This window comes from Sedimentimonas flavescens (assembly GCF_019264375.1).
GTDB classification, from domain to species: domain Bacteria; phylum Pseudomonadota; class Alphaproteobacteria; order Rhodobacterales; family Rhodobacteraceae; genus Rhodobacter; species Rhodobacter flavescens.
This window is the reverse complement of sequence record NZ_JAHVAI010000006.1, coordinates 1-22,533: the sequence shown is the minus strand read 5'-3', so window position 1 is coordinate 22,533 and position 22,533 is coordinate 1. Positions and strand designations below refer to the sequence as shown.

25 protein-coding genes are annotated in these 22,533 nt (G+C 66.5%); 15 read left to right on the top strand and 10 right to left on the bottom strand.

Annotation, left to right across the window (positions count from 1 at the left end):
- The first annotated feature begins 7 nt into the window (after positions 1 to 7).
- The 4 genes from KTQ37_RS07415 to KTQ37_RS07400 are packed head-to-tail and all read left to right on the top strand — an operon-like array spanning position 8 to position 2,424.
- On the top strand, positions 8 to 1,066 hold the full coding sequence (locus KTQ37_RS07415) for a lysine-2,3-aminomutase-like protein (protein ID WP_218629868.1): 1,059 nt from the start codon (positions 8 to 10) through the stop codon (positions 1,064 to 1,066).
- Between the two features lie 42 nt (positions 1,067 to 1,108).
- Complete coding sequence (gene pgsA / locus KTQ37_RS07410) at positions 1,109 to 1,738, top strand: CDP-diacylglycerol--glycerol-3-phosphate 3-phosphatidyltransferase (protein WP_218629867.1); 630 nt, start codon at positions 1,109 to 1,111, stop codon at positions 1,736 to 1,738.
- Positions 1,731 to 1,979, top strand: a complete 249-nt coding sequence (gene moaD, locus KTQ37_RS07405) for a molybdopterin converting factor subunit 1 (protein WP_218629983.1) — start codon at positions 1,731 to 1,733, stop codon at positions 1,977 to 1,979. Before pgsA ends, moaD begins: the two co-directional genes overlap by 8 nt.
- A gap of 1 nt (position 1,980) precedes the next feature.
- On the top strand, positions 1,981 to 2,424 hold the full coding sequence (locus tag KTQ37_RS07400; protein ID WP_218629866.1) for a molybdenum cofactor biosynthesis protein MoaE: 444 nt from the start codon (positions 1,981 to 1,983) through the stop codon (positions 2,422 to 2,424).
- Here the strand turns inward: KTQ37_RS07400 and plsY are convergent, their stop codons facing one another.
- From plsY to KTQ37_RS07380, 4 genes are read right to left on the bottom strand one after another with little or no spacing between them, the layout of a single operon-like run.
- Positions 2,425 to 3,033: a glycerol-3-phosphate 1-O-acyltransferase PlsY gene (gene plsY, locus KTQ37_RS07395; RefSeq protein WP_218629865.1), complete on the bottom strand. Its 609-nt coding sequence runs from the start codon at positions 3,031 to 3,033 to the stop codon at positions 2,425 to 2,427.
- Between the two features lie 19 nt (positions 3,034 to 3,052).
- Positions 3,053 to 4,330, bottom strand: coding sequence for a dihydroorotase (pyrC, locus tag KTQ37_RS07390; protein WP_218629864.1), 1,278 nt, complete (start codon positions 4,328 to 4,330; stop codon positions 3,053 to 3,055).
- A 13-nt stretch (positions 4,331 to 4,343) separates the two neighbouring features.
- Positions 4,344 to 4,829, bottom strand: a complete 486-nt coding sequence (locus tag KTQ37_RS07385; protein ID WP_218629863.1) for a hypothetical protein — start codon at positions 4,827 to 4,829, stop codon at positions 4,344 to 4,346.
- Entirely contained in the window at positions 4,822 to 5,787 is a 966-nt protein-coding gene (locus tag KTQ37_RS07380) for an aspartate carbamoyltransferase catalytic subunit (protein WP_218629862.1), read from the bottom strand. The genes KTQ37_RS07385 and KTQ37_RS07380 overlap by 8 nt, the downstream gene beginning before the upstream one ends.
- A gap of 110 nt (positions 5,788 to 5,897) precedes the next feature.
- Between KTQ37_RS07380 and KTQ37_RS07375 the strand changes: the two genes are divergently transcribed.
- From KTQ37_RS07375 to KTQ37_RS07365, 3 genes are all read left to right on the top strand, one after another.
- Positions 5,898 to 6,710: a uracil-DNA glycosylase gene (locus KTQ37_RS07375; protein ID WP_218629861.1), complete on the top strand. Its 813-nt coding sequence runs from the start codon at positions 5,898 to 5,900 to the stop codon at positions 6,708 to 6,710.
- Positions 6,711 to 6,837: 127 nt separating this feature from the next.
- Positions 6,838 to 8,295: an efflux RND transporter periplasmic adaptor subunit gene (locus tag KTQ37_RS07370; RefSeq protein ID WP_218629860.1), complete on the top strand. Its 1,458-nt coding sequence runs from the start codon at positions 6,838 to 6,840 to the stop codon at positions 8,293 to 8,295.
- Positions 8,296 to 8,298: 3 nt separating this feature from the next.
- Positions 8,299 to 11,730 (top strand): efflux RND transporter permease subunit, encoded by a 3,432-nt coding sequence (locus KTQ37_RS07365; protein WP_218629859.1) that lies wholly within the window; start codon positions 8,299 to 8,301, stop codon positions 11,728 to 11,730.
- 3 nt (positions 11,731 to 11,733) lie between these two features.
- On the opposite strand, the gene KTQ37_RS07360 is transcribed toward KTQ37_RS07365, so the two are convergent.
- Positions 11,734 to 12,522: a protein-disulfide reductase DsbD domain-containing protein gene (locus KTQ37_RS07360; RefSeq protein ID WP_218629858.1), complete on the bottom strand. Its 789-nt coding sequence runs from the start codon at positions 12,520 to 12,522 to the stop codon at positions 11,734 to 11,736.
- A gap of 145 nt (positions 12,523 to 12,667) precedes the next feature.
- On the opposite strand from KTQ37_RS07360, the gene KTQ37_RS07355 reads away from it, so the two are divergent.
- The gene (locus KTQ37_RS07355; protein WP_218629857.1) at positions 12,668 to 13,228 is read left to right on the top strand and encodes a YqgE/AlgH family protein; all 561 of its coding nucleotides are present in this window, start codon (positions 12,668 to 12,670) and stop codon (positions 13,226 to 13,228) included.
- Here the strand turns inward: KTQ37_RS07355 and KTQ37_RS07350 are convergent, their stop codons facing one another.
- Complete coding sequence (locus tag KTQ37_RS07350) at positions 13,229 to 14,191, bottom strand: L-threonylcarbamoyladenylate synthase (RefSeq protein ID WP_218629856.1); 963 nt, start codon at positions 14,189 to 14,191, stop codon at positions 13,229 to 13,231.
- 123 nt (positions 14,192 to 14,314) lie between these two features.
- Here KTQ37_RS07350 and KTQ37_RS07345 point away from each other — a divergent pair, with 123 nt between their 5' ends.
- From KTQ37_RS07345 to KTQ37_RS07325, 5 genes are read left to right on the top strand one after another with little or no spacing between them, the layout of a single operon-like run.
- Complete coding sequence (locus KTQ37_RS07345) at positions 14,315 to 16,006, top strand: acyl-CoA dehydrogenase (RefSeq protein WP_218629855.1); 1,692 nt, start codon at positions 14,315 to 14,317, stop codon at positions 16,004 to 16,006.
- Positions 16,003 to 17,049 (top strand): MBL fold metallo-hydrolase, encoded by a 1,047-nt coding sequence (locus KTQ37_RS07340; RefSeq protein ID WP_218629854.1) that lies wholly within the window; start codon positions 16,003 to 16,005, stop codon positions 17,047 to 17,049. Before KTQ37_RS07345 ends, KTQ37_RS07340 begins: the two co-directional genes overlap by 4 nt.
- Positions 17,046 to 17,534: a DUF6173 family protein gene (locus tag KTQ37_RS07335; protein ID WP_218629853.1), complete on the top strand. Its 489-nt coding sequence runs from the start codon at positions 17,046 to 17,048 to the stop codon at positions 17,532 to 17,534. Before KTQ37_RS07340 ends, KTQ37_RS07335 begins: the two co-directional genes overlap by 4 nt.
- Before the next feature lie 54 nt (positions 17,535 to 17,588).
- The gene (locus KTQ37_RS07330; protein ID WP_218629852.1) at positions 17,589 to 17,723 is read left to right on the top strand and encodes an aa3-type cytochrome c oxidase subunit IV; all 135 of its coding nucleotides are present in this window, start codon (positions 17,589 to 17,591) and stop codon (positions 17,721 to 17,723) included.
- A gap of 37 nt (positions 17,724 to 17,760) precedes the next feature.
- A complete protein-coding gene (locus KTQ37_RS07325) occupies positions 17,761 to 18,393 on the top strand; it encodes a hypothetical protein (protein ID WP_218629851.1) in 633 nt (210 codons plus the stop codon).
- On the opposite strand, the gene KTQ37_RS07320 is transcribed toward KTQ37_RS07325, so the two are convergent.
- Positions 18,394 to 18,723 carry an AzlD domain-containing protein gene (locus tag KTQ37_RS07320; RefSeq protein ID WP_218629982.1) on the bottom strand — a complete coding sequence of 110 codons (330 nt, stop codon included), beginning with the start codon at positions 18,721 to 18,723 and terminating at the stop codon, positions 18,394 to 18,396.
- Positions 18,723 to 19,439 (bottom strand): AzlC family ABC transporter permease, encoded by a 717-nt coding sequence (locus KTQ37_RS07315; protein ID WP_218629850.1) that lies wholly within the window; start codon positions 19,437 to 19,439, stop codon positions 18,723 to 18,725. The genes KTQ37_RS07320 and KTQ37_RS07315 overlap by 1 nt, the downstream gene beginning before the upstream one ends.
- Positions 19,440 to 19,554: 115 nt before the next feature.
- On the opposite strand from KTQ37_RS07315, the gene mobA reads away from it, so the two are divergent.
- Both mobA and KTQ37_RS07305 read left to right on the top strand, forming a co-directional pair.
- Entirely contained in the window at positions 19,555 to 20,127 is a 573-nt protein-coding gene (gene mobA, locus KTQ37_RS07310) for a molybdenum cofactor guanylyltransferase MobA (protein WP_328799700.1), read from the top strand.
- Entirely contained in the window at positions 20,124 to 20,708 is a 585-nt protein-coding gene (locus tag KTQ37_RS07305; protein WP_218629848.1) for a GNAT family N-acetyltransferase, read from the top strand. Before mobA ends, KTQ37_RS07305 begins: the two co-directional genes overlap by 4 nt.
- Positions 20,709 to 20,711: 3 nt before the next feature.
- On the opposite strand, the gene KTQ37_RS07300 is transcribed toward KTQ37_RS07305, so the two are convergent.
- Both KTQ37_RS07300 and greA read right to left on the bottom strand, forming a co-directional pair.
- Positions 20,712 to 21,749 carry a hypothetical protein gene (locus KTQ37_RS07300; RefSeq protein ID WP_236021125.1) on the bottom strand — a complete coding sequence of 346 codons (1,038 nt, stop codon included), beginning with the start codon at positions 21,747 to 21,749 and terminating at the stop codon, positions 20,712 to 20,714.
- Between the two features lie 27 nt (positions 21,750 to 21,776).
- Positions 21,777 to 22,247, bottom strand: coding sequence for a transcription elongation factor GreA (gene greA / locus KTQ37_RS07295; protein ID WP_218629847.1), 471 nt, complete (start codon positions 22,245 to 22,247; stop codon positions 21,777 to 21,779).
- Positions 22,248 to 22,533 lie beyond the last annotated feature (286 nt).

Sequence of the window (22,533 nt, the reverse complement as noted above, 5' to 3'; positions counted from 1 at the left end):
CCAGCCCATGAACGATGCAACCCCCCCCCACCGCGCCCTGACGCGCCCCGAGGATCTGGCAACGGCCGGACTGGTGCCCATGGCCGAGCTGCCAGCAATCGCGCGCGTGGCCGAGGCGTTCCGCATCCGCCTGACCCCCGCGATGCAGGCGGCTATCGACAACCCCTCCGATCCGGTCGCCGCGCAATTCGTGCCCTCGGGCGCCGAACTGACCATTCGGCCCGAGGAACTCCTTGATCCGATAGGCGATAATGCCCATGCCCCGGTGCGCGGGTTGACGCATCGCTACCCCGACCGGGTGATCTTGCACATCACCAAGACCTGCGATGTCTATTGCCGTTTCTGCTTCCGCCGTGAAACCGTGGGCGAGACCGGCCCGCTGGCCGAGGAGGCGCTGGCCGAGGCGCTGGACTATATCGCCGCGACCCCCGCGATCCGCGAGGTGATCCTGACCGGGGGCGATCCGCTGACGCTTTCCGTGCGGCGCTTGGGTGAGGTTCTGGCGCGGCTTTCGGCCATTGATCATGTCGATCTGATCCGCTTTCACAGCCGCGTGCCGGTCGTGGCCCCCGGGCGCATCACACCCGCGCTGTGCGAGGTGCTGCGCGGTGCCCGCCCGACCGTCTGGCTGGTCGTCCACACCAACCACGCGCAGGAACTCACGCCCGAGGCCCACGCCGCCATCGCGCGCCTGGCCGAAGCCGGGGTACCGATGCTCTCGCAATCGGTTCTGCTGCGGGGCGTGAACGACTCGGTCGGTGCGCTGAGCGATCTGTTCCGCGCGCTGCTGGCCCTGCGCATCAAGCCCTACTACCTGCATCACTGCGATCTCGCGCCCGGCACCTCGCATTTCCGCACCACGATCGACGAGGGGCGCGCGCTGATGCGGTCCCTGCGCGGGCAGATCAGCGGCACGGCGCTGCCGAGCTATGTGCTCGATATTCCGGGCGGCTTTGGCAAGGTGCCGGTGACGGCCGATCATTTTACCCCCGGCGCCACGCCCGGAAGCTGGCGCGTGACCGACTGGCGGGGGCAAGTGCATGACTACACCGACCCGCCGCGTTAACACCCCCTTTTCCTTCCGCATCCGCGCGGCTAGGGTGCGCGGATGAAGTGGACGCTGCCCAATATCCTGACGGTTCTTCGCCTGATCGCCGCGCCCGGCGTCGCGGTGATGTTTCTCTATTTCTCGCGTCCCTGGGCGGATTGGTTCGCGCTGGCGCTGTTTGTCAGCGCCGCGGTGACCGACTGGTTCGACGGCTACCTTGCGCGCCTGTGGAAGCAGGAAAGCAAGTTCGGCGCCATGCTCGACCCGATTGCCGATAAGGCTATGGTTGTGATCGCGCTGGTGGTGCTGACGGGTTATTCCGGCATGAACCCCTGGCTGATCCTGCCCGCCACCGTGATCCTTTTCCGCGAGGTCTTCGTGTCGGGGCTGCGCGAGTTTCTTGGCGCGGATGCCGGCAAGCTCAAGGTCACCAAACTTGCCAAGTGGAAGACCACGACGCAGATGGTGGCGATTGCGGTCCTCTTCCTCGGCACCGGGCTGAAGTACATCGAGGAAGGCCGCGCCCCCCGCGCGGGCGAGGGCGATCTGCCGACCGGCGCCTCGATGGCCGATCTGGCGACGCATGTCGGGCTTGGCCTGATCTGGGTCGCGGCGCTGCTGACCGCGATCACCGGATGGGATTATTTCCGCAAGGCGCTGCCCTATCTGCGGGAGCATGACCATGATTGAGGTTCTCTATTTCGCCTGGGTGCGCGAACGCATCGGCAAGGCCCGCGAAAGCGTCGAGACTGGCGCCGCGACGGTGGCCGAACTGGTCACGGAACTCCGCGCGCGCGAGCCGCGCTACGAGGCTGCTTTTGCCGATACCTCCGCGCTGCGTGTGGCGCTTGACCAGGAACTGTCGGAATTCGACGCGTCTTTGGCGGGCGTGCGCGAGGTGGCCTTTTTTCCGCCGATGACCGGCGGCTGAGATGAAGGTCTCGGTGCAAGAGGCCCCGTTCGACTTCGCCGCCGAGATGGCGGCCTTCGGGGTCGGGCGCGCGGATGTGGGTGCGGTGGTCAGTTTCATCGGCGTGGTGCGCGACGACACGGGCCGTATGCGGGCGCTGGAGCTGGAGCACTATCCCGGCATGACCGAACGTGCGGTCACCAAGATCACCGAAGAGGCTATCGCGCGCTGGAACCTTGTCGATGCGCTGGTCATTCACCGTCACGGGCGGCTTGGCATCGGCGAGCAGATCATGATGGTCGCCACCGCCGCGCGGCACCGGGGCGATGCCTTCGCCGCGGCCGAGTTCCTGATGGATTACCTCAAATCCCGGGCGCCGTTCTGGAAGAAGGAACACGGGCTGGGCGGCGAAACCGACTGGGTCGCCGCCAAGGACAGCGACGAGGACGCCCTCAAACGCTGGTGATCAACCCTTCTTGCCGATCCGGGGCTCGGACCCGGTGGCGAGGCGCTGGATATTCTGGCGGTGACGCCAGAATATCAAAACGGCAAGTCCGGCCGCCAGCAGCATCAGATCGCGATGGTCGAGGAAGTAGGCCAACGGGACCGTCGCCGCAGCAGCGACCAGCGCCGAGAGCGACGAGATCCGGCTGACGAAGGCCGTAGCCAACCACACGAGGCAGGCGGCGATTCCCACGGGCCAGGCCAGCGCCAGCATCGTGCCAAGGAAGGTCGCCACGCCCTTGCCGCCCTTGAAGCTGAGCCATATCGGGTAGAGGTGCCCCAGGAAGGCCGCGCCGCCCGCGACCTGCGCGGCGGTCTCGCCCAGGAAGTGGCGCGCGATCAGCACGGCGATGGCGCCCTTGCCGCTATCGAGCAGCAAGGTGGCCAGCGCCGCCGGCTTGTTGCCGGTGCGCAGCACGTTGGTCGCACCGATATTGCCCGAGCCGATCTGGCGCAGATCGCCCAGACCGAACAGCCGGGCGATCACCAGCCCGAAGGGCACCGACCCCAGCAGATAGCCCAAAACGGCTACCAGCCCGATCAACACGGGCCCGTTCTCAATTCCCGGCATTACTGCCCCTCGCCTCGATTTATTCGTTATCGTTGTTATAAACCTGCACCCCGCCGACGAATGTGGCAAGAACTTTGCCTTCCATCCGGGTGCCGTCGAAGGGGGTATTCTTCGATTTCGAGTGCAGAGTAAAGCGGTCCAGAACGAAAGGCGCATCCGCGTCGAAGAGAACGAGGTCGGCAGGCGCCCCCTCGGCCATGCGGCCCTGCGGCAGGCCAAGGCGCTTGGCGGGGTTCAGCGACATGGCGCGGAACAACTGCGGCAGGCTTAGATATCCGGCATGGAAAAGCCGCATCGCTGCGGGCAGGAAGGTCTCCAGCCCCACCGCGCCCGAGGCCGCGTCTTCAAACGGCAGGCGTTTGCTTTCCTCATCGGCGGGCGTGTGCATCGAGCAGATCACGTCGATCAGCCCGTCGGCCACGGCCTGCACGACCGCCAGCCGATCCTCTTCCGAGCGTAGCGGCGGCGTCATCTTGAAGAAGGTGCGGTAATCGCCGACGTCATATTCGTTCAGCGTCAGGTGATGGATCGAGACGCCCGCCGTTACATCCAGACCCGCCGCCTTGGCGCGGGCCAGCGCGGGCAGGGCGCGGGCGGTGGTGATCTGGTCGGCATGGTAGCGCACGCCGCTCATCTCGATCAGGGCGATGTCGCGCTCAAGTCCCATGCGCTCGGCCATCGGGGTGACGCCGGGCAGGCCGCGCAGGCTGGCAAACTTGCCCGAGGTGACCGCAGCGCCCTTGGTCAGCCCCGGTTCCTGCGGGTGGCCGATGACCAGCGCGCCAAGGCTACGCGCATAGGTCAGCGCACGGCTGAGAACCTTGGTGTCGGTGGTGACATGGTCGGTATCGGTGAAGGCCACGGCGCCCGCATCCATGAGAAAGCCGATCTCGGTCATCTCGCGGCCTTCGCGGCCCTTGGTCAGCGCGGCCATGTGGTGAATGCGCACCGGAGCCTGCGCCGCGCGGCGGGTGACAAACTCCAGCGTCTCGGGCGTGTCGATGGCGGGCGAGGTATCGGGGCGCGCGATGATCGTGGTCACGCCCCCGGCGGCGGCGGCCTGGCCTGCGGTGCGGAAGCTTTCCTTGTGGCGCTCGCCCGGCTCGCCGATCTTGACGCCCAGATCGACGATCCCCGGCGCGAGGTATTTGCCGCTACAGTCGATCACCGTCGCGCCCTGCGGCGCCGACATGGCGCCGATGGCGGCGATGATCCCGTTGTCGATGACCAGGTTCGCCTCGATCTCGGTCAGGGCCTCGGGGTCGATCAGGCGGGCGTTTGCAAGAAACAGGGTCATGGGGCAGTCTCCTTCAGCGCACCTTTTTCGCGCGTTTGGCGCGGGCCGTCTCGATAGCCTCCAGCACGGGTTCGCTGTCGGCCAGGTGGCGAATCAGATGCTTGGCGCCCGAGTTGGTCACAATCTGCACATCGCCCATCAGGCGGCGTACGGTCTGGATTTCCAGCAGCATCACCTGCCGCCCCTGCGGGCCGATCAGGCGCCGGTCGGTCAGTTGCCAGCGCCGCGCGAAGGCTTCCGAGCGAAACCAGGCCGCGCGCGCCGCCATGCCCACCGCGATGGCGGCGGCGGCGATGGCGATCTGGTCGGTCTTGCCCATGTAGAGCAGGATCGCCGAGACCAGCACGATACCGAAGATACCGAGCAGCACGTGGTCAACCCAGTAGCGCCGGTTGTCGGCCAGGAAGATGGCGGTGATCTTCTCGCCCTCGTCCAGCGGCAGTTCGCTGTCCGGGCCGGGGCGATAGTTCAGAACCTCGTCGCGCTTGATCTCAGGCATAGGTTTCCTCGGTCAATGCGCGGCCACGGTCGGCGCGCAGGTTCTGTGCCAGCAGATCCATCACCGCCATACGCACCGCCACGCCCATCTCGACCTGCTCCTGAATGACCGAGCGGTTGATGTCGTCCGCGATGGTGCCGTCGATCTCGACGCCGCGGTTCATCGGGCCGGGGTGCATGACGATGGCATCGGGCTTGGCGCAGGCCAGCTTTTCGGCATCGAGCCCGTAGCGGTGGAAATACTCACGCTCGGACGGGATGAAGCCGCCGTCCATCCGCTCTCTCTGGAGGCGCAGCATCATCACCACATCGGCGTCCTTCAGGCCCTCGCGCATGTCCTCATAGACCTCGCAGCCGAACTCGCCGATTCCGGCGGGCATCAGGGTGGGCGGGCCTACAAGGCGCACGCGGTTTTCCATCTTGCCCAGCAAGATCAGGTTCGAGCGCGCGACGCGGCTATGCGCCACATCGCCACAGATCGCCACGGTCAGGCGCTGGATACGGCCCTTCGCGCGCTTGATCGTCAGCGCATCGAGCAGCGCCTGCGTCGGGTGCTCGTGCTTGCCGTCGCCCGCGTTGATCACCGCGCAGTTCACCTTCTGCGCCAGCAGATCGACCGCGCCCGAGTTCTGATGGCGCACGACCAGCAGATCGGGATGCATTGCGTTCAGCGTCAGCGCCGTGTCGATCAGCGTCTCGCCCTTCTTCACCGAAGAGGTCTGCATCGACATGTTCATCACGTCCGCGCCAAGGCGCTTGCCGGCCAGCTCAAAGCTCGACTGCGTGCGGGTCGAGTTCTCGAAGAACATGTTGATTTGCGTCATGCCTTCGAGCACGTCGGTGCGTTTTACCGTGCGCCGGTTCAGGTCCACATAGCGGTCGGCCAGATCGAGGACGGTGCGGATGTCCTCCTGGCTGAGATGCTCGATGCCAAGAAGGTGCCTTGCGCGAAATGCCATGGCGCGTGCCTCCGATGTTGTCCGGGGTCGCTTATGGCAAAAGGGCGCGGGCGCGTCCAGCGCGAAGGGCGCGGCTTTACCTATTGGCGTGCGGCGCATAGCTTGGGCGCATGGAGACTCAGGGCCGCCCCGAACTGGATTACTACGCCGCGCTTGCTGCCCTTGAATGGCAGATCGAGTTGGGCGCGGATGAGGCGATTCTCGATGAGCCGGTCGATTGCTACGCCCTGCCCGACACGATCGAGCGCCTCAAGCCCGCGGCCGTTGCCCCCGAACCCGCCCGGTCGCAGCCCGTGCTGCGCGTGGTGGACGACGGCCCCGACCCGGTCGCGGTGGCGCGCGAGATCGCAGGGCGTGCGAAAACGCTCGACGATCTGCGCGAGGCGATTGCGGGTTATGATCTGTGCGATCTGAAGAAAGGTGCGAAGAATACGGTCTTTTCCGATGGCAACCCGGCTGCGCGGGTGATGATCATCGGCGAGGCTCCGGGCCGCGATGAGGATATTCAGGGCAAGCCCTTCGTCGGCCGCGCCGGGCAGTTGCTCGACCGGATGTTTGCTGCCATCGGTCTGTCGCGCGGTGCGCCCGATGCGCTGGCCGGGATCTATATCGCCAATGTCCTGCCCTGGCGCCCGCCGGGCAACCGCGACCCCGAGCCTGCCGAGATCGCGCAGATGCTGCCCTTCCTGGCGCGCCATGTCGAACTCGCCGATCCCGACGTGATCGTACTGATGGGCAATGCCGCCTGCGCCGCGGCGCTGGACAAGCGCGGCATCCTGCGCCTGCGCGGCACCTGGGCCGAGGCCTTCGGGCGTCCGGCCCTGCCGATGACCCATCCGGCCTACCTGCTGCGCCAGCCAAGCGCCAAGCGCGAGGCCTGGGCCGACCTGCTCAGCTTGCGGGCGCGGCTCGATACGCTCTGAAAATCGTGTGACTGGCGACGGACGCGGCCTTCCGCCACGTAGGAATGTGGGTATCCTCGCCCTAAAGCAGGACAGAGATATATAATTCGCAGCGCGGGGACGGCCCCGCCTCGGCAAGGACTGGATGATGCGGTTTCTCACGCGCAGCCTGATGGGGCTATTTCTTCTGGCGCTGACGCTGGGGCTATTGGCCACGGCGGGGTTCACCGTGAAATCCGCGATCGATGCCCGCGGGCAGAAAGGCGCCTTTCCCGGCGCGACGCGCGAGCGGGTCTTTGCCGCCAATGTGATCGCGCTCGACTTCACCACCCTCACGCCGGAACTGACCGCCTATGGCGAGGTGCGCTCCACCCGCCGGCTGGAGTTGCGTGCGAGCGCCGCGGGCACCGTGGCCGAGCTTGCACCGAATTTCGAGGAAGGTGCTCAGGTCTCTGCCGGGGAGCTTCTGGTCCGCCTTGACCCCGCCGAGACGCTGGCGGCGCGCGATTCCGCAGCAGCCTCACTGGCCGAGGCGCAGGCCGCGCTGGCGCTGGCAGAGCGCACGCTGGTCATCGCGGGCGACGATCTGGCGGCTGCCGTGCGGCAGGCCGATCTGCGCCGGGCCGCGCGCGAGCGTCAGGCCGAGATCGATGCGCGTGGGATCGGCCGTGCAGTTGATACCGAGATCGCCGAGATCGCCCTAAGCGCGGCGGAACAAGCCGTCTTGAACAAACGCTCGGCGCTCTCGGGGGCTGAGGCGGGTCTTGATCAGGCGCGCAACAGCCTGCGCCGCGCCGAGATCGCGCTGGCCGAGGCAGAGCGCAAACTGGCTGAAACCGAAATTCGTGCCGAGTTCGATGGGCAACTGGCGGGTGTGACCGCCGTGCAGGGCGGTCTTGTGTCGAACAACGAGAAACTGGCCGAACTGATCGACCCCTCGGCGCTTGAGGTTGTCTTCCGCGTTTCGAATGCGCAATACGCGCGCCTGACCGATGCGAGCGGCGTTCTGATCCCGGCGCCGGTGCGTGTGCGGCTTGATCTGCAAGGCGTGCCGCTTGAGGCGCGCGCGACCCTTGTGCGCGTCGGTGCCGAGGTCGAGGCGGGGATGGCGGGTCGCCTGCTTTTCGCCCGGATCGAGGATGGTGCGGGCCTGCGCGCGGGCGATTTCGTGACCGTCAGCCTGTCCGAGCCGGTTCTGGAAAACGTGGCCCTCGTGCCCGCCCCGGCGGTCGATGCCAATAGCCGCGTGCTGGTACTGGGGCCGGACGAGCGTCTGTCCGAGGCCGATGTCACCGTGCTGCGCCGTCAGGGCGATGCGGTAATTATCCGCGCAGCGACGCTCGCGAGCGGGCAGGAGATCGTGGCCGAGCGCACACCGCTTTTGGGCTCGGGCCTCAAGCTGCGACCCTTGCGCCCCAATCAGGGTCAGGTGCAATTGCCGCAGACCATCACGCTTGACCCAGAACGGCGCGCCCGTCTGATCGCCTTTGTCGAGGGCAATACCCGGATGGCAGCCGATACAAAGACCCGTATCCTCGCCCAGTTGCAGCAGGAAGTCGTGCCGCTTGAGGTGGTCGAGCGGCTCGAATCCCGGATCGGGGGCTAAGACATGAGCGCGCCCGAGACCCCGACCGATCTGGGCGCCGAGGCGAATGCCGCCGCCCTTGCCGCTGCCGAAGCCTCGGGCAGCTTCGTGCGCCCTGGCGATGAACTGCCGCCCCCGCGCGGGATCATCGGCTTGTTCACCCGGCACCGGACGCTGGCCAATATCGTGCTGGTGGTGCTTTTGTGCCTTGGCGTCGCGGTTATGCCCAAGATGCGCGCGCAGTTCTTCCCGGATTCCGTCGTCGAGGAAATCGACGTGCGCGTCGCATGGGAGGGCGCGGGGGCCGAGGATGTGGACCGCGCCATCGTGCAGGTGCTTGAACCCTCGCTGATCGCGGTCGAGGGGGTCGAGGCCTCGGAAAGCCGCGCGACTGAAGGCTCGGCCCGGATCACGCTGGAATTCGAGCCCGGCTGGGACATGGGCCGCGCCGTCAACGATGTTGAGCAGGCAATCACCGCCGCCAGCGATCTGCCCGAGGCCGCCGAAGAACCCGAGGTCACCCGCGGCGTCTGGCGTGACACGGTGACCGATATCGCCATCACCGGCCCGCTCTCGCCCGAGCAACTGGGGCGGCTGGCCGATGAGCTGGTCGTGCGGCTTTACGCCGAGGGGGTGACGCGCACCACAGTGCAGGGCATAGCCGCGCCGCAGACCGTGGTCGAGGTGCCGACCACGGCGATGATGAAATACGATGTCACTCTGTCGCAGATCGTGGCGCTGATCGCGGCCGAGGCCGCCACCAGCCCGGCGGGCGATGTGGCAGGTGGCGCGGCCCGTGTGCGCACCGGCGAAGAGCGCCGGGACGCGCGTGAGATCGCGGGGCTGGTGCTGCGCTCGAACCCGGATGGCTCGCAACTGACCGTGGGTGATGTGGCGCTGGTCCGGGTCGAGGGCGCGAACCGCGCACGGGCCTATTACGTCGGCGACCAGCCCGCCATGACGATCAACGTCTCACGCTCGGCCCAAGGCGATGCGATCGCCTTGCAGCACAAGGTGGAGAAGGTCATCGCGACGATGGAGCCGACTCTGCCCGCCGGCGCCTCGATCGACCTGATGCGCACCCGCTCCGAGGCGATCACGCAGCGGCTTGAGCTGCTGGTGGGCAATGGCGTGATGGGGCTTGGCCTCGTGCTGCTCTTGCTCTTCTTGTTCCTAAACGCGCGCACGGCCTTTTGGGTGGCGATGGGTATTCCCACCTCGATGGCTGCGGCGCTGGCGGTCATGTATGTCTCGGGCATGACGATCAACATGATCTCGCTTTTCGCGCTGATCCTGACATTGGGTATCGTCGTCGATGACGCCATCGTGGTGGGCGAACATGCCGATTTTCGGGCGCGCGAACTGGGCGAACACCCGGTTCTGGCCGCCGAACAGGGCGCGCGGCGCATGGCCGCGCCGGTCTTTGCCTCGACGCTGACCACGATCATCGCCTTCGCCGGGCTGATCATCATCGGCGGGCAGATGGGGACGATGATCCTCGATATTCCCTATACGGTCATCGCGGTGCTGTTGGCGTCGCTGATCGAGTGCTTCCTGATCCTGCCCAATCACATGGCCCACGCGCTGAGTCAGACGGCCGAAGGCAAGTGGTACGACTGGCCTTCGCGTCAGGTGAACAAGGGGTTGGAATGGGTGCGGGTGCGCCTGATGCGGCCAATGACGCGCTTTGTGCTGCGCGCGCGCTATCCGGTGATCGCGGCGGCGATCGCGCTTCTGGCCTGGCAGGTGTCGTTCCTGATTTCGGGCAAGGTGCAGTGGCGCTTTTTCAACCCGCCCGAGCAATCGACGGTGACCGGATCCTTCGCCATGCTCTCGGGCGCGTCGCGCGACGATACGCTCGCGATGATGCGCAACCTTCAGGCGGGGGTGGAAAAGGTCGGGCGTGAATACGAGGCTGAGTTCGGCACCAACCCGGTCGAGCACGCTTTGGCGCAGATCGGCGGTGCTTCGGGGCGGGCGCTGGCCTCGGCCGACAGCAAGGATACGGATCTGCTGGGTTCGATTTCCGTCGAACTGATCGACAGCGATTATCGGCCCTATTCCAGTTCCGATTTCATCGCGCGGCTCCAGGAAGAGACCGCGCGGCATACGTTGCTTGAGGAGCTCAGCTTCCGCGGCTACCGGATGGGGCCGTCCTCGGACGGGCTTTCGGTGCAATTCACCGGGGCGGAAAGCCGCGAGCTGAAGGCCGCTGCCGAGGATCTGAAAGTCGCGCTCACGCCCTTCCCAGAGGTCTCTGCGCTTGAGGATAACCTCGCCTATGACAAGGAAGAGCTGATCGTTTCGCTTACGCCGCAGGGCGTGGCGCTTGGCTTTGACATCGACGCGCTCTCGCGCGAGCTGCGCGCGCGGCTCAACGGCACCGAGGCGGCGAGCTACCCCGACGGGGTGCGCTCGGCCACGATCCGCGTGGAGATGCCCGAGGAGGAACAGGCCGCCGATTTCGTCGAGCGGATGCAGATGCGCACCCCCTCGGGTGGGTGGGTGCCGCTGTCGGATATCGTGACGATCCGCTCCGAAACCGGCTTCTCGACCATCCGGCGCGAGAACGGCTTGCGGCTGGTTGCCGTGACCGGGGACATCTCCGAGGACGACCCAGAGCGCGCCAATGAAATCACCCGCCAGCTCGAAGAGGAGATCCTGCCCCGCATCGCCGAAGAGCGTGGCGTGGTCTGGCAACTCTCGGGTTCGGCCGAGGAAGAGCGCGACTTCATGGCCGATGCGATCCTTGGCCTCGTGATGTGTCTGATTGGCATCTACATTGTGTTGGCATGGATTTTCGCCAGCTGGTCGCGGCCCGTGGTGGTGATGTCGGTCATCCCCTTCGGCCTCGTGGGCGCGATCTGGGGCCATTATGTCTGGGATCTGCCGATGTCGATGTTCGCCGTCGTGGGCGCGATCGGCATGTCGGGGATCATCATCAACGATGCGATCGTGCTGATCTCGACGGTCGATGAATATGCGGTCAAGCGCGGCCTCGTGCCCGCCATCGTCGATGCGGTGGCCGACCGGCTGCGGCCGGTGATGCTGACCACGCTGACGACGGTCCTTGGCCTTGCGCCGCTGCTCTATGAGCAGTCGAGCCAGGCGCTGTTCCTGAAATCGACGGTGATCACACTGGTCTATGGGCTTGGCTTCGGCATGGTAATCGTGCTGATCGTCGTGCCGGCGACCCTGGCGGTGCAACTGGATGTCTCGCGTCAGGTCCGTGCCATGCGGCATGGCGCGCGCGTGCCGCGGCTGCGCGGGGTGCTGTGGGGTGCGAGTGGCGCGGTGGCGCTGGCCTTCGCGCTGACGCTGGGGCGTGCGCTTTACTCGGGCGATGGCGTGGGGTCGGCCTATGCGGCCTTTGTCGGGCTGAGCGCGGCGGTGGTCATCGCGACCGGGCTGATCGCGCCGCGCCTGCTGAGGGGGCGCTTTCGCAGGGCGGGCTAGGGATCAGTTCGGGCAGCCGTTGATTTCCAGCGCGCCGTTTTCCGACAGCACCGTGATGCGCAGATCGTTCCGATCCAGCGCGAAGGGCTTGGCGTTCTCGGGCACAAACTCGGCCATGGCGATCAACGTATCGCCGTCGCGCCGCGCGACCGCATCCGACACCCACATCGGGGTCGAGCGGAGCTCAAGGAAGGCGTCGCGCGCCTGATCAGCGGGCAGATCGATCAACGCGGTCACGCGCATCCCGTCGGCGATCGGCTCGACCGTGCAGCGCGCGCCACCCTCGATCGGGCGGGGCTGCGCGGTCATCGCGGCGCGGATCGTCTCGTTGGGGGCGCCGGGGCCTTGCAGATCCTTCGAGACTTCAAGCGAGACCGGCACGCAGACATCGTGGCAGATGCCAAGCTCAAGGTCTGCCGAAAGCGCCACGGGCTGCGTGGGGTCGGCAGGCGTGATCGCGAGCGGCAGGATCAGTTCATCGTGATACCCGACCGAGCGCAGGCCGTTCTGGTCGAATACCTCGGGCGCGGGCCAGTGCATCTCGACAGCCGCGACATTGCGCGAATCGGTGAAGTTGAAGCTGGGCGGGATGCCGGCATCGCCGGGGCTGCGCCAATAGGTCTTCCACCCCTGATCGAGCGCGATGCGTAGTGCAGCGATCCGCTCGCCCGAGGGGGTCTGCCAGCCATCAATGACCTCGATCACCTCCATTCCGGGCGGAAGGGGGGCTTCCTGCGCCAAAGCGGGCGCAGCGATCATCAGGCACAGGGGCAGGGCAGCGAGTCTGGTCATGCATTGGGCATACTTCCGCCGATGCCTTAGGCAAAGTCACAAACACGACAGCTTTTCGCGAGGTGCAAGCCCGCAACAGTTCTGGGGTTGATCTGCGGGCCATGCAGGCACAGGTTTATAGAAAGCATGACCACGGGAGGTTGCGATGGATCTGACCGGCAAACTTCTGATCGCGATGCCCGGCATGGGCGATCCGCGGTTCGAGCATTCCGTGGTGGCGCTTTGCGCCCACACACCCGAAGGCGCGATGGGGTTGATCGTCAACAAGCCGCTGCCCAAGCCCGCGCTGACTGACCTGCTGGAGCAGTTGGGCATTCCCGTCACCGCCTCCGACCGGCCTGAGCGCGCGCCGATCCTGTTCGGCGGCCCGGTCGAGACCGGACGTGGCTTTGTGCTGCATTCACCCGAATGGCAGGGCCGTAGCGAGGCGATGAAGGTCAGCAGCGATCTGTCGATGAGTGCCACGCGCGATATTCTTGAGGATATCGCTGCGGGCGTCGGCCCGGACCGCGCGCTGCTGGCGCTTGGCTATGCGGGCTGGGGGCCGGGGCAGCTGGAAAGCGAGATCCTCGACAATGGCTGGCTGATCACCGAGGGCGATGCCGATATTGCCCTTGGCCCCGATCATGCAACGAAATGGACCCGCGCGCTGGCCAATATGGGGATCGACCCGCGCACACTTTCGGCGGCCGCAGGGCACGCCTGATCAGGGGCGCGGCGCTGCCGCTCGACGCAGCCGGTCATTGATGGCGCGGCCAAGATCACGTTCGGGGATCGGCGCAACGGCAATGGAGCGCGCACCGCGCGCCTGCGCCAGCGCATCGGCTGCGCGCAGCGCCGCAAACAGACCCGAGGCCGCCTCGACCAGATCGCCCTTGGATGACAGATTGATATCCGCCCCCGCGCAATCCGGGCCAAAGCCGATCCAGACTTCGCCGGGTTGCGCCGCCTCAGCCATCAGCCGCACCGGCGCGCCCGGCGCGTAATGCGAGGTAAGTTGCCCCGGCGCATTGGGCTTGGCCGCGTCGCCGCCCGTCGGCAGAGGTTGGCCAAGGGCTGCCTCCAGCGCTTCGACCGGCACGCCGCCGGGGCGTAGCAGCATCGGCGGATCGAGCGAGAGGATCGTCGATTCCAGGCCCACCGCGCAGGCGCCGCCATCGACGACACCCGCGATGCGGCCGCTCAGCCCCTCGATCACGTGATCGGCCGTGGTCGGGCTGACCTTGCCCGAGGGGTTGGCCGAGGGCGCTGCCAGCGGCCCGCCGAAGGCCTCAAGCAGCGCGCGCGCCACCGGATGGGCGGGCAGACGGATCGCCACGGTCTCCAGCCCCGCCGTCACCAGATCGGAAATCCCTGCCTCGGGGCGCAGTGGCAGCACCATGGTCAGCGGACCGGGCCAGAACCGCGCCGCCAGCGCACGCGCGCGATCGTCGAACACGGCGATCTTCTCGGCCGCGTCCAGCGAGGGCAGATGCACGATCAGCGGATTGAACCTGGGCCGCCCCTTGGCCGCATAGATCCCCGCCACCGCCGTGCCCGAGCGCGCATCGCCGCCAAGCCCGTAGACCGTCTCGGTCGGGAAGGCGACCAACTCGCCCGCCGCCAGAAGAGCCGCCGCGTGGGCGAGGCCCTCGGCATCGGGGGCGAGACGTCGGGTTATCTTGTCCATCGTGCTTTCGTGACGCTGCGTTCGTGGTTGAAGGGGGCTGACCTTGCGGTAACTTGGCCCTCGTGATTTCAGGACATACGCGCGCCCGTCCGCTTTGCCAAGCCGCGCGCAAGGGAGAAGCAAATGCCTTACCGTTCGCCCGTTTCCGAACTGCGGTTCATTCTCGACAAGGTGGTGCCGCTTGCCCCCGTGGCTGAGACCGAACTGTTCGCAGAGGCGACAGGCGAGACGGTCGAGGCGATCCTGACCGAGGCGGGGCGCCTGTGCGATGAGGTCATGGCGCCGCTGTTGCGCAATGGCGATCTGCACCCGGCCCGGCTGGAAAACGGTGTCGTGCGCTCCTCGCCCGGTTTCAAGGAGGCCTATGGCCAGATCGCCGAGGGTGGCTGGGTTGCGATCTCGGGGCCGCAGGAATTCGGTGGCATGGGCCTGCCGATGACCATGACGGTTGCCGTCAACGACATGATGTCGGGCGCGAATCTGGCGCTGCAGCTTAACCCGCTGCTCACGCAGGGCCAGATCGAGGCGCTGGAGCATCACGCCTCGGACGAGATCAAGGAGCTCTACCTGCCCAAGCTGATCTCGGGCGAGTGGTCGGGCACGATGAACCTGACCGAGCCGCAGGCGGGCTCGGACGTGGGGGCCGTGCGCTCGAAGGCAGAGCCGATGGGCGATGGCACCTATGCCGTGACCGGGCAGAAGATCTTCATTTCCTGGGGCGATTCGGACGTGACGGCGAACGTGTGCCACCTGGTGCTGGCGCGTCTTCCCGATGCGGCACCGGGTACCAAGGGCATCAGCCTTTTCATGGTGCCGAAATACATCCCCGATGCGAATGGCAATCCGGGCGTCGCGAACAGCCTCAAGGTCGTGTCGCTGGAGCACAAGATGGGCCTGCATGGCTCGCCCACGTGTGTGATGAGCTTTGAGGGCGCAACCGGCTGGATGGTCGGCGAGCCAGGCAAGGGCATGGCCGCCATGTTCACCATGATGAACAACGCGCGCCTGAACGTGGGCGTGCAGGGCATCGGCGTGGCCGAGGCCGCTTATCAGAAGGCGCTGGAGTATGCGCAGGAGCGGGTGCAGTTCGCCCCGATCATCCAGCACGCCGACGTGCGTCGGATGCTGGCCGAGATGAAGGCCGAGGTTTTCGCCGCCCGCACCATCGCCATGGCCTGCGCGGTCGCGCTAGATATGTCCCGCGCCACCGGCGAGGCGGACTGGGAGGCGCGCGCCGCGCTGCTGACCCCGATCGCCAAGGCCTATGGCACCGATGTCGGCATGTGGGTGGCCGAGCAGGGCGTGCAGGTGCATGGCGGCATGGGCTTCATCGAGGAAACCGGCGCCGCGCAATTCTACCGCGATGTCCGCGTCACCGCGATCTACGAGGGCACCAACGGAATTCAGGCCATGGACCTTGTCGGCCGCAAGATGATGGACGAGGGCCGCGCCGCCTTCCGCCTGCTGCAAGAGATCGAGGACGAGGCCAAGGCCGCGCGCGAGGCACTGCCGGATCTCGCTGAAGACGTCTGGCAGGCGACCGAGTCGCTGCGCGAACATACCGAATGGATGCTGGGTCAGGGTACGCAGGACCGTTTTGCCGGTGCCGTGCCCTACCTGCGTGCCTTCGCCCGTGTTCTGGGCGCGCATTACCATCTGCGCGCCGCGCTGGCCGAGGGTGGGGCCTCGGGCCGCGCCAAGCTGGCTGCGGTCTATATCCGCCGCCTGCTGCCACAATATGCCGCCGCGCTCGCCGAGGCCAAGGAAGGTGCCGAAGGGCTTTATGCGCTGAGCGTGGAAGAGCTGAGCGCATGAGCGGCGCAGCCGAGCGGGGCGGTCTGCGTTACCCGTGGGCCGAACCGCCAGCCTTTGGCGAAGCGATCGAAGTCGCGCCCGGAGTTCTCTGGGCGCGTTTGCCGTTGCCGATGGCGCTTGATCACGTCAACTGCTTCGCGCTGGATGATGGCGATGGCTGGACGCTGGTCGATCCGGGTATCGACACGCCGAAATGCCGCGCGGCATTGCAGGCCCTGATTGACGGACCGATGGCGGGCAAGCCGGTGACACGGGTGCTGGTGACGCATTACCACCCCGACCATATCGGCCTTGCGGGGTGGCTCCAGTCGCGGGGGGCGGAGCTTTGGACCACCCGCACCTCGTGGCTTTTTGCGCGGATGCTGACGCTCGATGCGCAGCCCGTGCCGGTGGCCGAGACCCTGACCTATTGGAAACGCGCGGGCATGGACCCCGATCTGCACGCGCGCCGCGCGCTTGAGCGCCCCTTCAACTTTGCCGATTGCGTCCACCCGCTGCCGCTGGGCTTCCACCGCATCAAAGAGGGCGACCGGCTGCATGTCGGCGGGCGCGAGTGGATCGTGCGGATCGGCGAGGGGCATGCGCCCGATCACGCCACGCTCTGGTCGCTTGACGACGATCTGGTGATCGGCGGCGATCAGCTCCTGCCCTCGATCTCGGCCAATCTGGGCGTTTACGCGACCGAGCCGATGGCCGATCCGGTGGCCGACTGGATGGAAAGCTGCCGTCGCTTCCAGCCGCTGGCCGAGGCGCGTCACCTTGTCCTGCCCGGCCACAAGCTACCCTTCACCGGCCTGCCGCTTCGCCTGCGCCAGATGATCGAGAACCACGAGGGCGCTCTGAGCCGACTGCGCGCGCTTCTGGCCGAGGGCCCGCGCCCGGCCTCGGCCTGTTTCCCGGCGCTGTTCAAGCGCCCCATCGGCGAGCCGGAATACGGCCTCGCGCTGGTCGAGGCGGTGGCGCATCTCAATCACCTCTTGCACCTCGGGCAGGTCCGCCGCACCCTTGGGGAGGACGATACCTGGCTCTGGAGTCTTGCATGACCCATCGTGATCCGCCCGTGATCCACACCACCGCCGAGGCGCACGAGGAAAGCGCGCTGCCCTGCGCGCGGGTCGTGCATACCAATGCCGATGCGCCACCCACGCCCGAGTGCCTGCCTCTGCCACCCGGCATCGCCGCCGAACCGGTCGAGGCGAAAAGCCCTGCTCAATGGGCCTATGAGAGGCTGGTGCTCTACATCCAGAATTTCGAGAGCCAGCTGAACGCCGATGAAGAGATCGCGCTTGGCCTGACCGGCGGGGAGGCGGGCGTGTTGCAGATCGAAGGGATCGGCTATTTCGCCCCCGACATCCTGACCTTCTATGGCCGCGACGAGGGTGGGGCGCGCACCCAGCTGATTCAGCACGTCAGCCAGCTCAACGTCATGCTGGTCGCCATCCCCAAGGCCGAGGAAGAGGAGGCGCCGCGCCGCATCGGTTTCCACCTTGCGCGGGGCCTCTCGGGCGAGGACGATCAACAGGCGTGACAGGGCCTGCAAGCTCGGTTAGCTTGCCCGGCAGGGAGAACTAGGGAGAGACCCATGGCTGAACACAAGCCGGGCACGATGGATATCCGTGCCCAAGAAAAGACATTCGCCGGATTTATCAAGTTCACGACCTATAGTGCGGTTGCGATCATCGTATTTCTGGTGTTTCTCGCACTTGCAGGCGGCTGACTGAGCAGCCGCAGAAAGAGTCGAGGAGGTCAGGCAGATGCGCCGACTTATCATCTGCCTGTTGCTTCCGCTGTTTCTTGCGGCTTGCGGTGGCGATTCCGTTTGGGCCCCGGATGAGGACGTGCGCCGCGCGGCCTTCGTGACCGGAGAGCCGCCTTCCGTTACGCTTTACACGGTGATCGGTGCGACCTCGGGCGCGGGCGGGCATTCCGCGCTGATGATCGACGGCCATCAGCGCATCATGTTCGACCCGGCGGGCAGTTGGTATCATCCCTGGGTGCCCGAGCGGAACGATGTGCATTACGGCATCACCGAGCGGATGCGGAAATTCTACATCGACTACCATGCGCGCGAGACCTGGGACGTGCGTGAGCAGAAGCTTTTCATCACCATGGAGCAGGCCGAGGCGCTGACCGCGCGGGCCGAAGGCAATGGCGCCGTGGGCAAGATGATGTGCTCGAACTCGGTCAGCGCCTTGCTGACAGGCGTGCAGGGCTTCGAGGGGCTGCCGCGCACCTTCTCTCCGATCAAGCTGGCCAATGCTTTCGCGAAATACCCGCTCGCGCTCGACAAGCTGCATCACGACGGCGATCCCGACAACAACTCGGGCGTGCTGATGATCCAGCAGCAAGAGGCGCGCCAGCCGATCCCGGGACGCCCGAACCTCTGATCAGCCGATCAGCCAAAGCCCGAGGTAAAGCGCCCCAAGCCCGCCGAGGATGGCGGCCAGCGTGTTGCGCGTGACGATCCCCACCAGCACCGTCGCACCCGCCGCGATCAGGCGGGCGGGGTCGATCTCACCTTGCGTCGCGCTTGGCCAAAGAACCAGCGGCGCGACAAGGCCGGGCAGAACCGCGACCGGGGTGTAACGCAGATAGCGCAGCGCCCATTCCGGCAGCGCGCGATTGCCGATCAATCCCAGGAAGGAATAGCGCAGGAAGAAGGTGCCGATCCCCAGCACCACGATGATCAGCCAGATCTCGGCCTTGGAGTAATCCATCACGCCGCCCTCTTGCGGTTCTGCCACTGTTCAACCTGCGCGCCGGTGGCCATTGCGGCGACCGCCGCGATCAGCAGCCCTAGCCCAGACGGCATCCAGGCCAGCGCCAGCGCGACCCCCACCGAGACGCCCGCCGCCGCGACATGCGGGAGGCTGCGCAGCGCGGGGGCAAGCATGGCAAGGAAGGTGATCGGAACCGCGAAGTCGAGCGCGAACTCGGGCGGAATCGCCTTGCCGACTACCGCACCAACCCAGGTCGAGACGTACCATTGCGGGCAAAGCACGGCGCATATCCCGGCGTAGTAAGCCATCTTCTGGCCACGCGACTGCGCAGGCCGGGCTTCGTAGTCCTGGATCGACATGACATAGACCTGATCCACCATGAAATAGGCGATCAGCGATTTCTGCCAGCTCGGGGCCGTGCCAAGATGCGGCGCGAGCGAGGCCGAATACATCGCCATGCGCAGGTTCACCGCCAGCGAGGTCAGCAGCACCATGATGACCGGGGCGTTGTCGCTCATCAGCTGCACGGCGGTGAATTGCGATGCGCCGGCAATGACAAGGATCGAGAAGCCCATGACCTCGGCGAGGTTGAGCCCCGCCTCGGTCCCGGCCACCCCGAACAGCAGGCCAAAGGGCACGATCACCAGGATGAAGGGCAATCCGTGGCGGAAACCGCGCCAGAAGGCCGGGGCGAGTTTGGGTGTGTCGGTCATCTTCGGGGCTTGTCTGAGGGGCGTCCTTGCGCCAGTCATAGGCGCTAGGGAAGAGAAAAGCCAAGTCCGGCATTGTACCCGATCAATCGCGGGGCGCCGCGTCAGGGGGGCAAAGGTGATCGCAGGTCTTATCCTTGCCGGTGGGCAGGGCCGCCGCATGGGCGGGGCCGACAAGGCGCTGCTGGCCTTGGCGGGGCGGCCGCTGATCGCCCATGTCGCCGCCCGCCTGGCGCCGCAGGTGGGCTGCCTTGCGATCTCGGCCAATGGCGATGCGGCGCGCTTCGCGGATCTTGGATGCCCGATGCTGCCCGACGCACCCGGTCATCGCGGCGAAGGGCCGTTGGCGGGTGTTCTGGCCGGCCTGGAATGGGCCGAGGCGCAGGGCGCCGATCTATTGGTGACGGCGTCTTGCGACACACCTTTCCTGCCGGATGATCTTGTCGCGCGGCTTGTCGCGGCGGGCGCACCCGCCATGGCCGCGTCGCAGGGCCGCCAACATCCGACGGCGGCGCTCTGGCCCGTGGCGCACCGCGCCGCGCTGACCGAGCTGTTTGCCTCGGGCGAGCGGCGGATGCGCGTGGCCCTTGCCGGGGCGGCCGAGGTGGCCTTCGACGTGCGGCCCGACCCCTTCGCCAATATCAACACCCCCGATGATCTCGTCGCGGCCGAGGCAAGGATGCGCGCATGAGCGTGATGATCCATTTCGGCCTCGCCCCCGATCAGCGCCCGCAGGCAGCGGTGCTCTATTGGCAGGCCTTCGGGGCCAAGCTTGGCCGCGTGATGGGGCCGCGCGCCAGGGCGCTGGAGTTTATCGAGCGGGTGATCTCGGAAGACCACGTCCTGAGCGCGCTGGATGGCGAGGGCAACCTCATCGGCGTGATTGGCTATCGCACACGATCGGGGTCGTTCGTGGGTGGCGACAAGTCCGATCTGCGCGCGGTCTATGGCCGGTTCGGCGCGCTCTGGCGCGGGCTCTGCCTGGCGATCCTGTCACGGGACGAGGACGCCCGCGCGATGATCGTCGATGGGCTGGCGGTGACCACAAAATGGCGTGGCGCAGGGATTGGTGCGGCATTGGTCGAGGCCCTGTGCGACGAAGCCAAGCGGCGGGGTTTCCGCGAGGTGCGCCTTGACGTGGTGGGCGAGAACCTGCGCGCCCGTGCCCTTTACGAGCGGCTGGGATTCAAGGTCGCGACGCGTCGCCACAGCCGGCTGACCGCGCTGATCTTCGACTTCGAGACGTCTTTCGTGATGGTGCGCAAACTCTAGGCGTCAGTCAAATGTGCCGGTGACGCGGCCAAGCAGCATGAAGGCGCGGGCAGTGCGCGTCTCGGCCATTTCGGCGACTTCCTGATCGCTGGCATTCTTCTCGAACTCGGTCAGGGTGCGGTCGAACTGGCGCAGGAAATGGTGCGCCGCATCGCGAAAAATCGTGTCGTTGCGCATCCGTCCCGCCGTCAGCGCCAGAGACGAGCGATCTCGAACCCCCGCCAGTGCTGCCATCTCGCGGCCGCGCTCGCCACGGGCGAAGCGGCGCCACAGCTCGGGGCGGGCGCGGTCGGGGCGCAGGTCGTCCATGTAGATGCCGTCCTGCGCCAGCAGGTTCAGCACGTCCTGCGCCGCGCGGATCAGCTTGGCCATGGTGCGGTCTTCCAGCGCGCGGCGTAGCGCGCGGAAGCCCTCGCGATCCTCGGCATTGTCGGGGAAATTCAGTGCCCGGATGAAATCGGCGACCGAGACCGGCTCGGCCAGCGCCTCAGCGGGCGTGCCAAGTGCCAGCGCGGGCTGGTCCTCGCCCGGTGCCGCCTGCCGTGGGGCCGACAGCGCGGCCTTGCGGTCTGCCGAGGGCTGCGTCGACAAAGAATCGCGACGCGAGGTGAAGGTGACGATCGCAGTCTCGGTCTGACGCGCCGCCGCTGCGATCTCGTCGAGTTTCTTCTCAACGATCTGCCCCGAGCGCGCGTGGCTTTGGTTGATCCATGCCGAGCGCATCGCCTCGACCGAGGATTTCAGCGCCTGCGCCTCGGCGCGCATCTCGCGCGCGGTGCGGGCGGTGACGGCGGCAACCCAGATCATCACGATGGGCAGCACCATCGCGACCAGCGACATGGTCGCCGAAAGCGCGGTCATGCCGCCCTCGGTCGCAGGCATCAGCGCCCAGAACCCGCCCACAAGCGCCAGCCACAGCAGGCTGAGCACAATCGCCACCACTTCCGAGCGGCCAAAGCGCGCCTCGGGCTGCAAACGACTGCGGACGCCGCTCAGGGCGGCGTCATCGGGCAGGATCGGATCGGGTTTGGCCTCGCTCATTGCGGGGCACCTTTCAGCTCGGCTCGGTCAGAGGAAACGGACCGAGAGGATTTCGTAGGACTTGTCGCCGCCCGGCGTGCGGACCTCGACGCTGTCGCCCTCGTCCTTGCCGATCAGGGCGCGGGCAAGGGGGGATTTGATGTTCAGAAGGCCGCGTTCCAGATCTGCCTCGGCCTCGCCGACGATCTGGTAGGTGCGTTCTTCGTCGCTGTCCTCATCGACCAGTGTTACCGTGGCGCCGAACTTGACCGAGCCCGACAGGCGCGCGGTGTCGATCACCTCGGCACGACCGAGGATCGACTCAAGCTCCTTGATGCGGCCCTCGACGAAGCTCTGCTTTTCGCGCGCCGCGTGATATTCGGCGTTCTCCGACAGGTCGCCATGCGCGCGCGCTTCGGCAATCGCCTTGATCACGGCGGGTCGCTCCACCGTCTTCAGGCCCTTGAGTTCTTCGTCGAGCACATCGTACCCGGCGCGCGTCATCGGTATCTTTTCCATGGAAGCCCTTGGTCTGGCCTTTTTCTGTCACCCATCGAGTGTAAATCCGCACGGCGGGGCGGGTGTCAAGGGTTCGACTGCGAATTTGGCGTGCCAATCCGCGCCCTGGATTGCTGCGAAGGCGAAAGAATGTTGCGCAAAGTCGCTGCGTCACAATTGCTTCGTTCCCTCAGGTAAGCTACTCACGGGGCCGAGAGCACGCGAAAGGTCAGCCTTAAGGAGCGCATTGATGTCAGAGATCGTCCGCGAGTCGATGGAATATGATGTAGTGATCGTTGGCGGGGGT

Coding starts and splice junctions, on each gene's coding strand:
- KTQ37_RS07415 (WP_218629868.1), top strand. CDS start 8: ATGAACGATGCAACCCCCCCCCACCGCGCCCTGACGCGCCCCGAGGAT.
- pgsA (WP_218629867.1), top strand. CDS start 1,109: ATGAAGTGGACGCTGCCCAATATCCTGACGGTTCTTCGCCTGATCGCC.
- moaD (WP_218629983.1), top strand. CDS start 1,731: ATGATTGAGGTTCTCTATTTCGCCTGGGTGCGCGAACGCATCGGCAAG.
- KTQ37_RS07400 (WP_218629866.1), top strand. CDS start 1,981: ATGAAGGTCTCGGTGCAAGAGGCCCCGTTCGACTTCGCCGCCGAGATG.
- plsY (WP_218629865.1), bottom strand. CDS start 3,033: ATGCCGGGAATTGAGAACGGGCCCGTGTTGATCGGGCTGGTAGCCGTT.
- pyrC (WP_218629864.1), bottom strand. CDS start 4,330: ATGACCCTGTTTCTTGCAAACGCCCGCCTGATCGACCCCGAGGCCCTG.
- KTQ37_RS07385 (WP_218629863.1), bottom strand. CDS start 4,829: ATGCCTGAGATCAAGCGCGACGAGGTTCTGAACTATCGCCCCGGCCCG.
- KTQ37_RS07380 (WP_218629862.1), bottom strand. CDS start 5,787: ATGGCATTTCGCGCAAGGCACCTTCTTGGCATCGAGCATCTCAGCCAG.
- KTQ37_RS07375 (WP_218629861.1), top strand. CDS start 5,898: ATGGAGACTCAGGGCCGCCCCGAACTGGATTACTACGCCGCGCTTGCT.
- KTQ37_RS07370 (WP_218629860.1), top strand. CDS start 6,838: ATGCGGTTTCTCACGCGCAGCCTGATGGGGCTATTTCTTCTGGCGCTG.
- KTQ37_RS07365 (WP_218629859.1), top strand. CDS start 8,299: ATGAGCGCGCCCGAGACCCCGACCGATCTGGGCGCCGAGGCGAATGCC.
- KTQ37_RS07360 (WP_218629858.1), bottom strand. CDS start 12,522: ATGACCAGACTCGCTGCCCTGCCCCTGTGCCTGATGATCGCTGCGCCC.
- KTQ37_RS07355 (WP_218629857.1), top strand. CDS start 12,668: ATGGATCTGACCGGCAAACTTCTGATCGCGATGCCCGGCATGGGCGAT.
- KTQ37_RS07350 (WP_218629856.1), bottom strand. CDS start 14,191: ATGGACAAGATAACCCGACGTCTCGCCCCCGATGCCGAGGGCCTCGCC.
- KTQ37_RS07345 (WP_218629855.1), top strand. CDS start 14,315: ATGCCTTACCGTTCGCCCGTTTCCGAACTGCGGTTCATTCTCGACAAG.
- KTQ37_RS07340 (WP_218629854.1), top strand. CDS start 16,003: ATGAGCGGCGCAGCCGAGCGGGGCGGTCTGCGTTACCCGTGGGCCGAA.
- KTQ37_RS07335 (WP_218629853.1), top strand. CDS start 17,046: ATGACCCATCGTGATCCGCCCGTGATCCACACCACCGCCGAGGCGCAC.
- KTQ37_RS07330 (WP_218629852.1), top strand. CDS start 17,589: ATGGCTGAACACAAGCCGGGCACGATGGATATCCGTGCCCAAGAAAAG.
- KTQ37_RS07325 (WP_218629851.1), top strand. CDS start 17,761: ATGCGCCGACTTATCATCTGCCTGTTGCTTCCGCTGTTTCTTGCGGCT.
- KTQ37_RS07320 (WP_218629982.1), bottom strand. CDS start 18,723: ATGGATTACTCCAAGGCCGAGATCTGGCTGATCATCGTGGTGCTGGGG.
- KTQ37_RS07315 (WP_218629850.1), bottom strand. CDS start 19,439: ATGACCGACACACCCAAACTCGCCCCGGCCTTCTGGCGCGGTTTCCGC.
- KTQ37_RS07305 (WP_218629848.1), top strand. CDS start 20,124: ATGAGCGTGATGATCCATTTCGGCCTCGCCCCCGATCAGCGCCCGCAG.
- KTQ37_RS07300 (WP_236021125.1), bottom strand. CDS start 21,749: ATGAGCGAGGCCAAACCCGATCCGATCCTGCCCGATGACGCCGCCCTG.
- greA (WP_218629847.1), bottom strand. CDS start 22,247: ATGGAAAAGATACCGATGACGCGCGCCGGGTACGATGTGCTCGACGAA.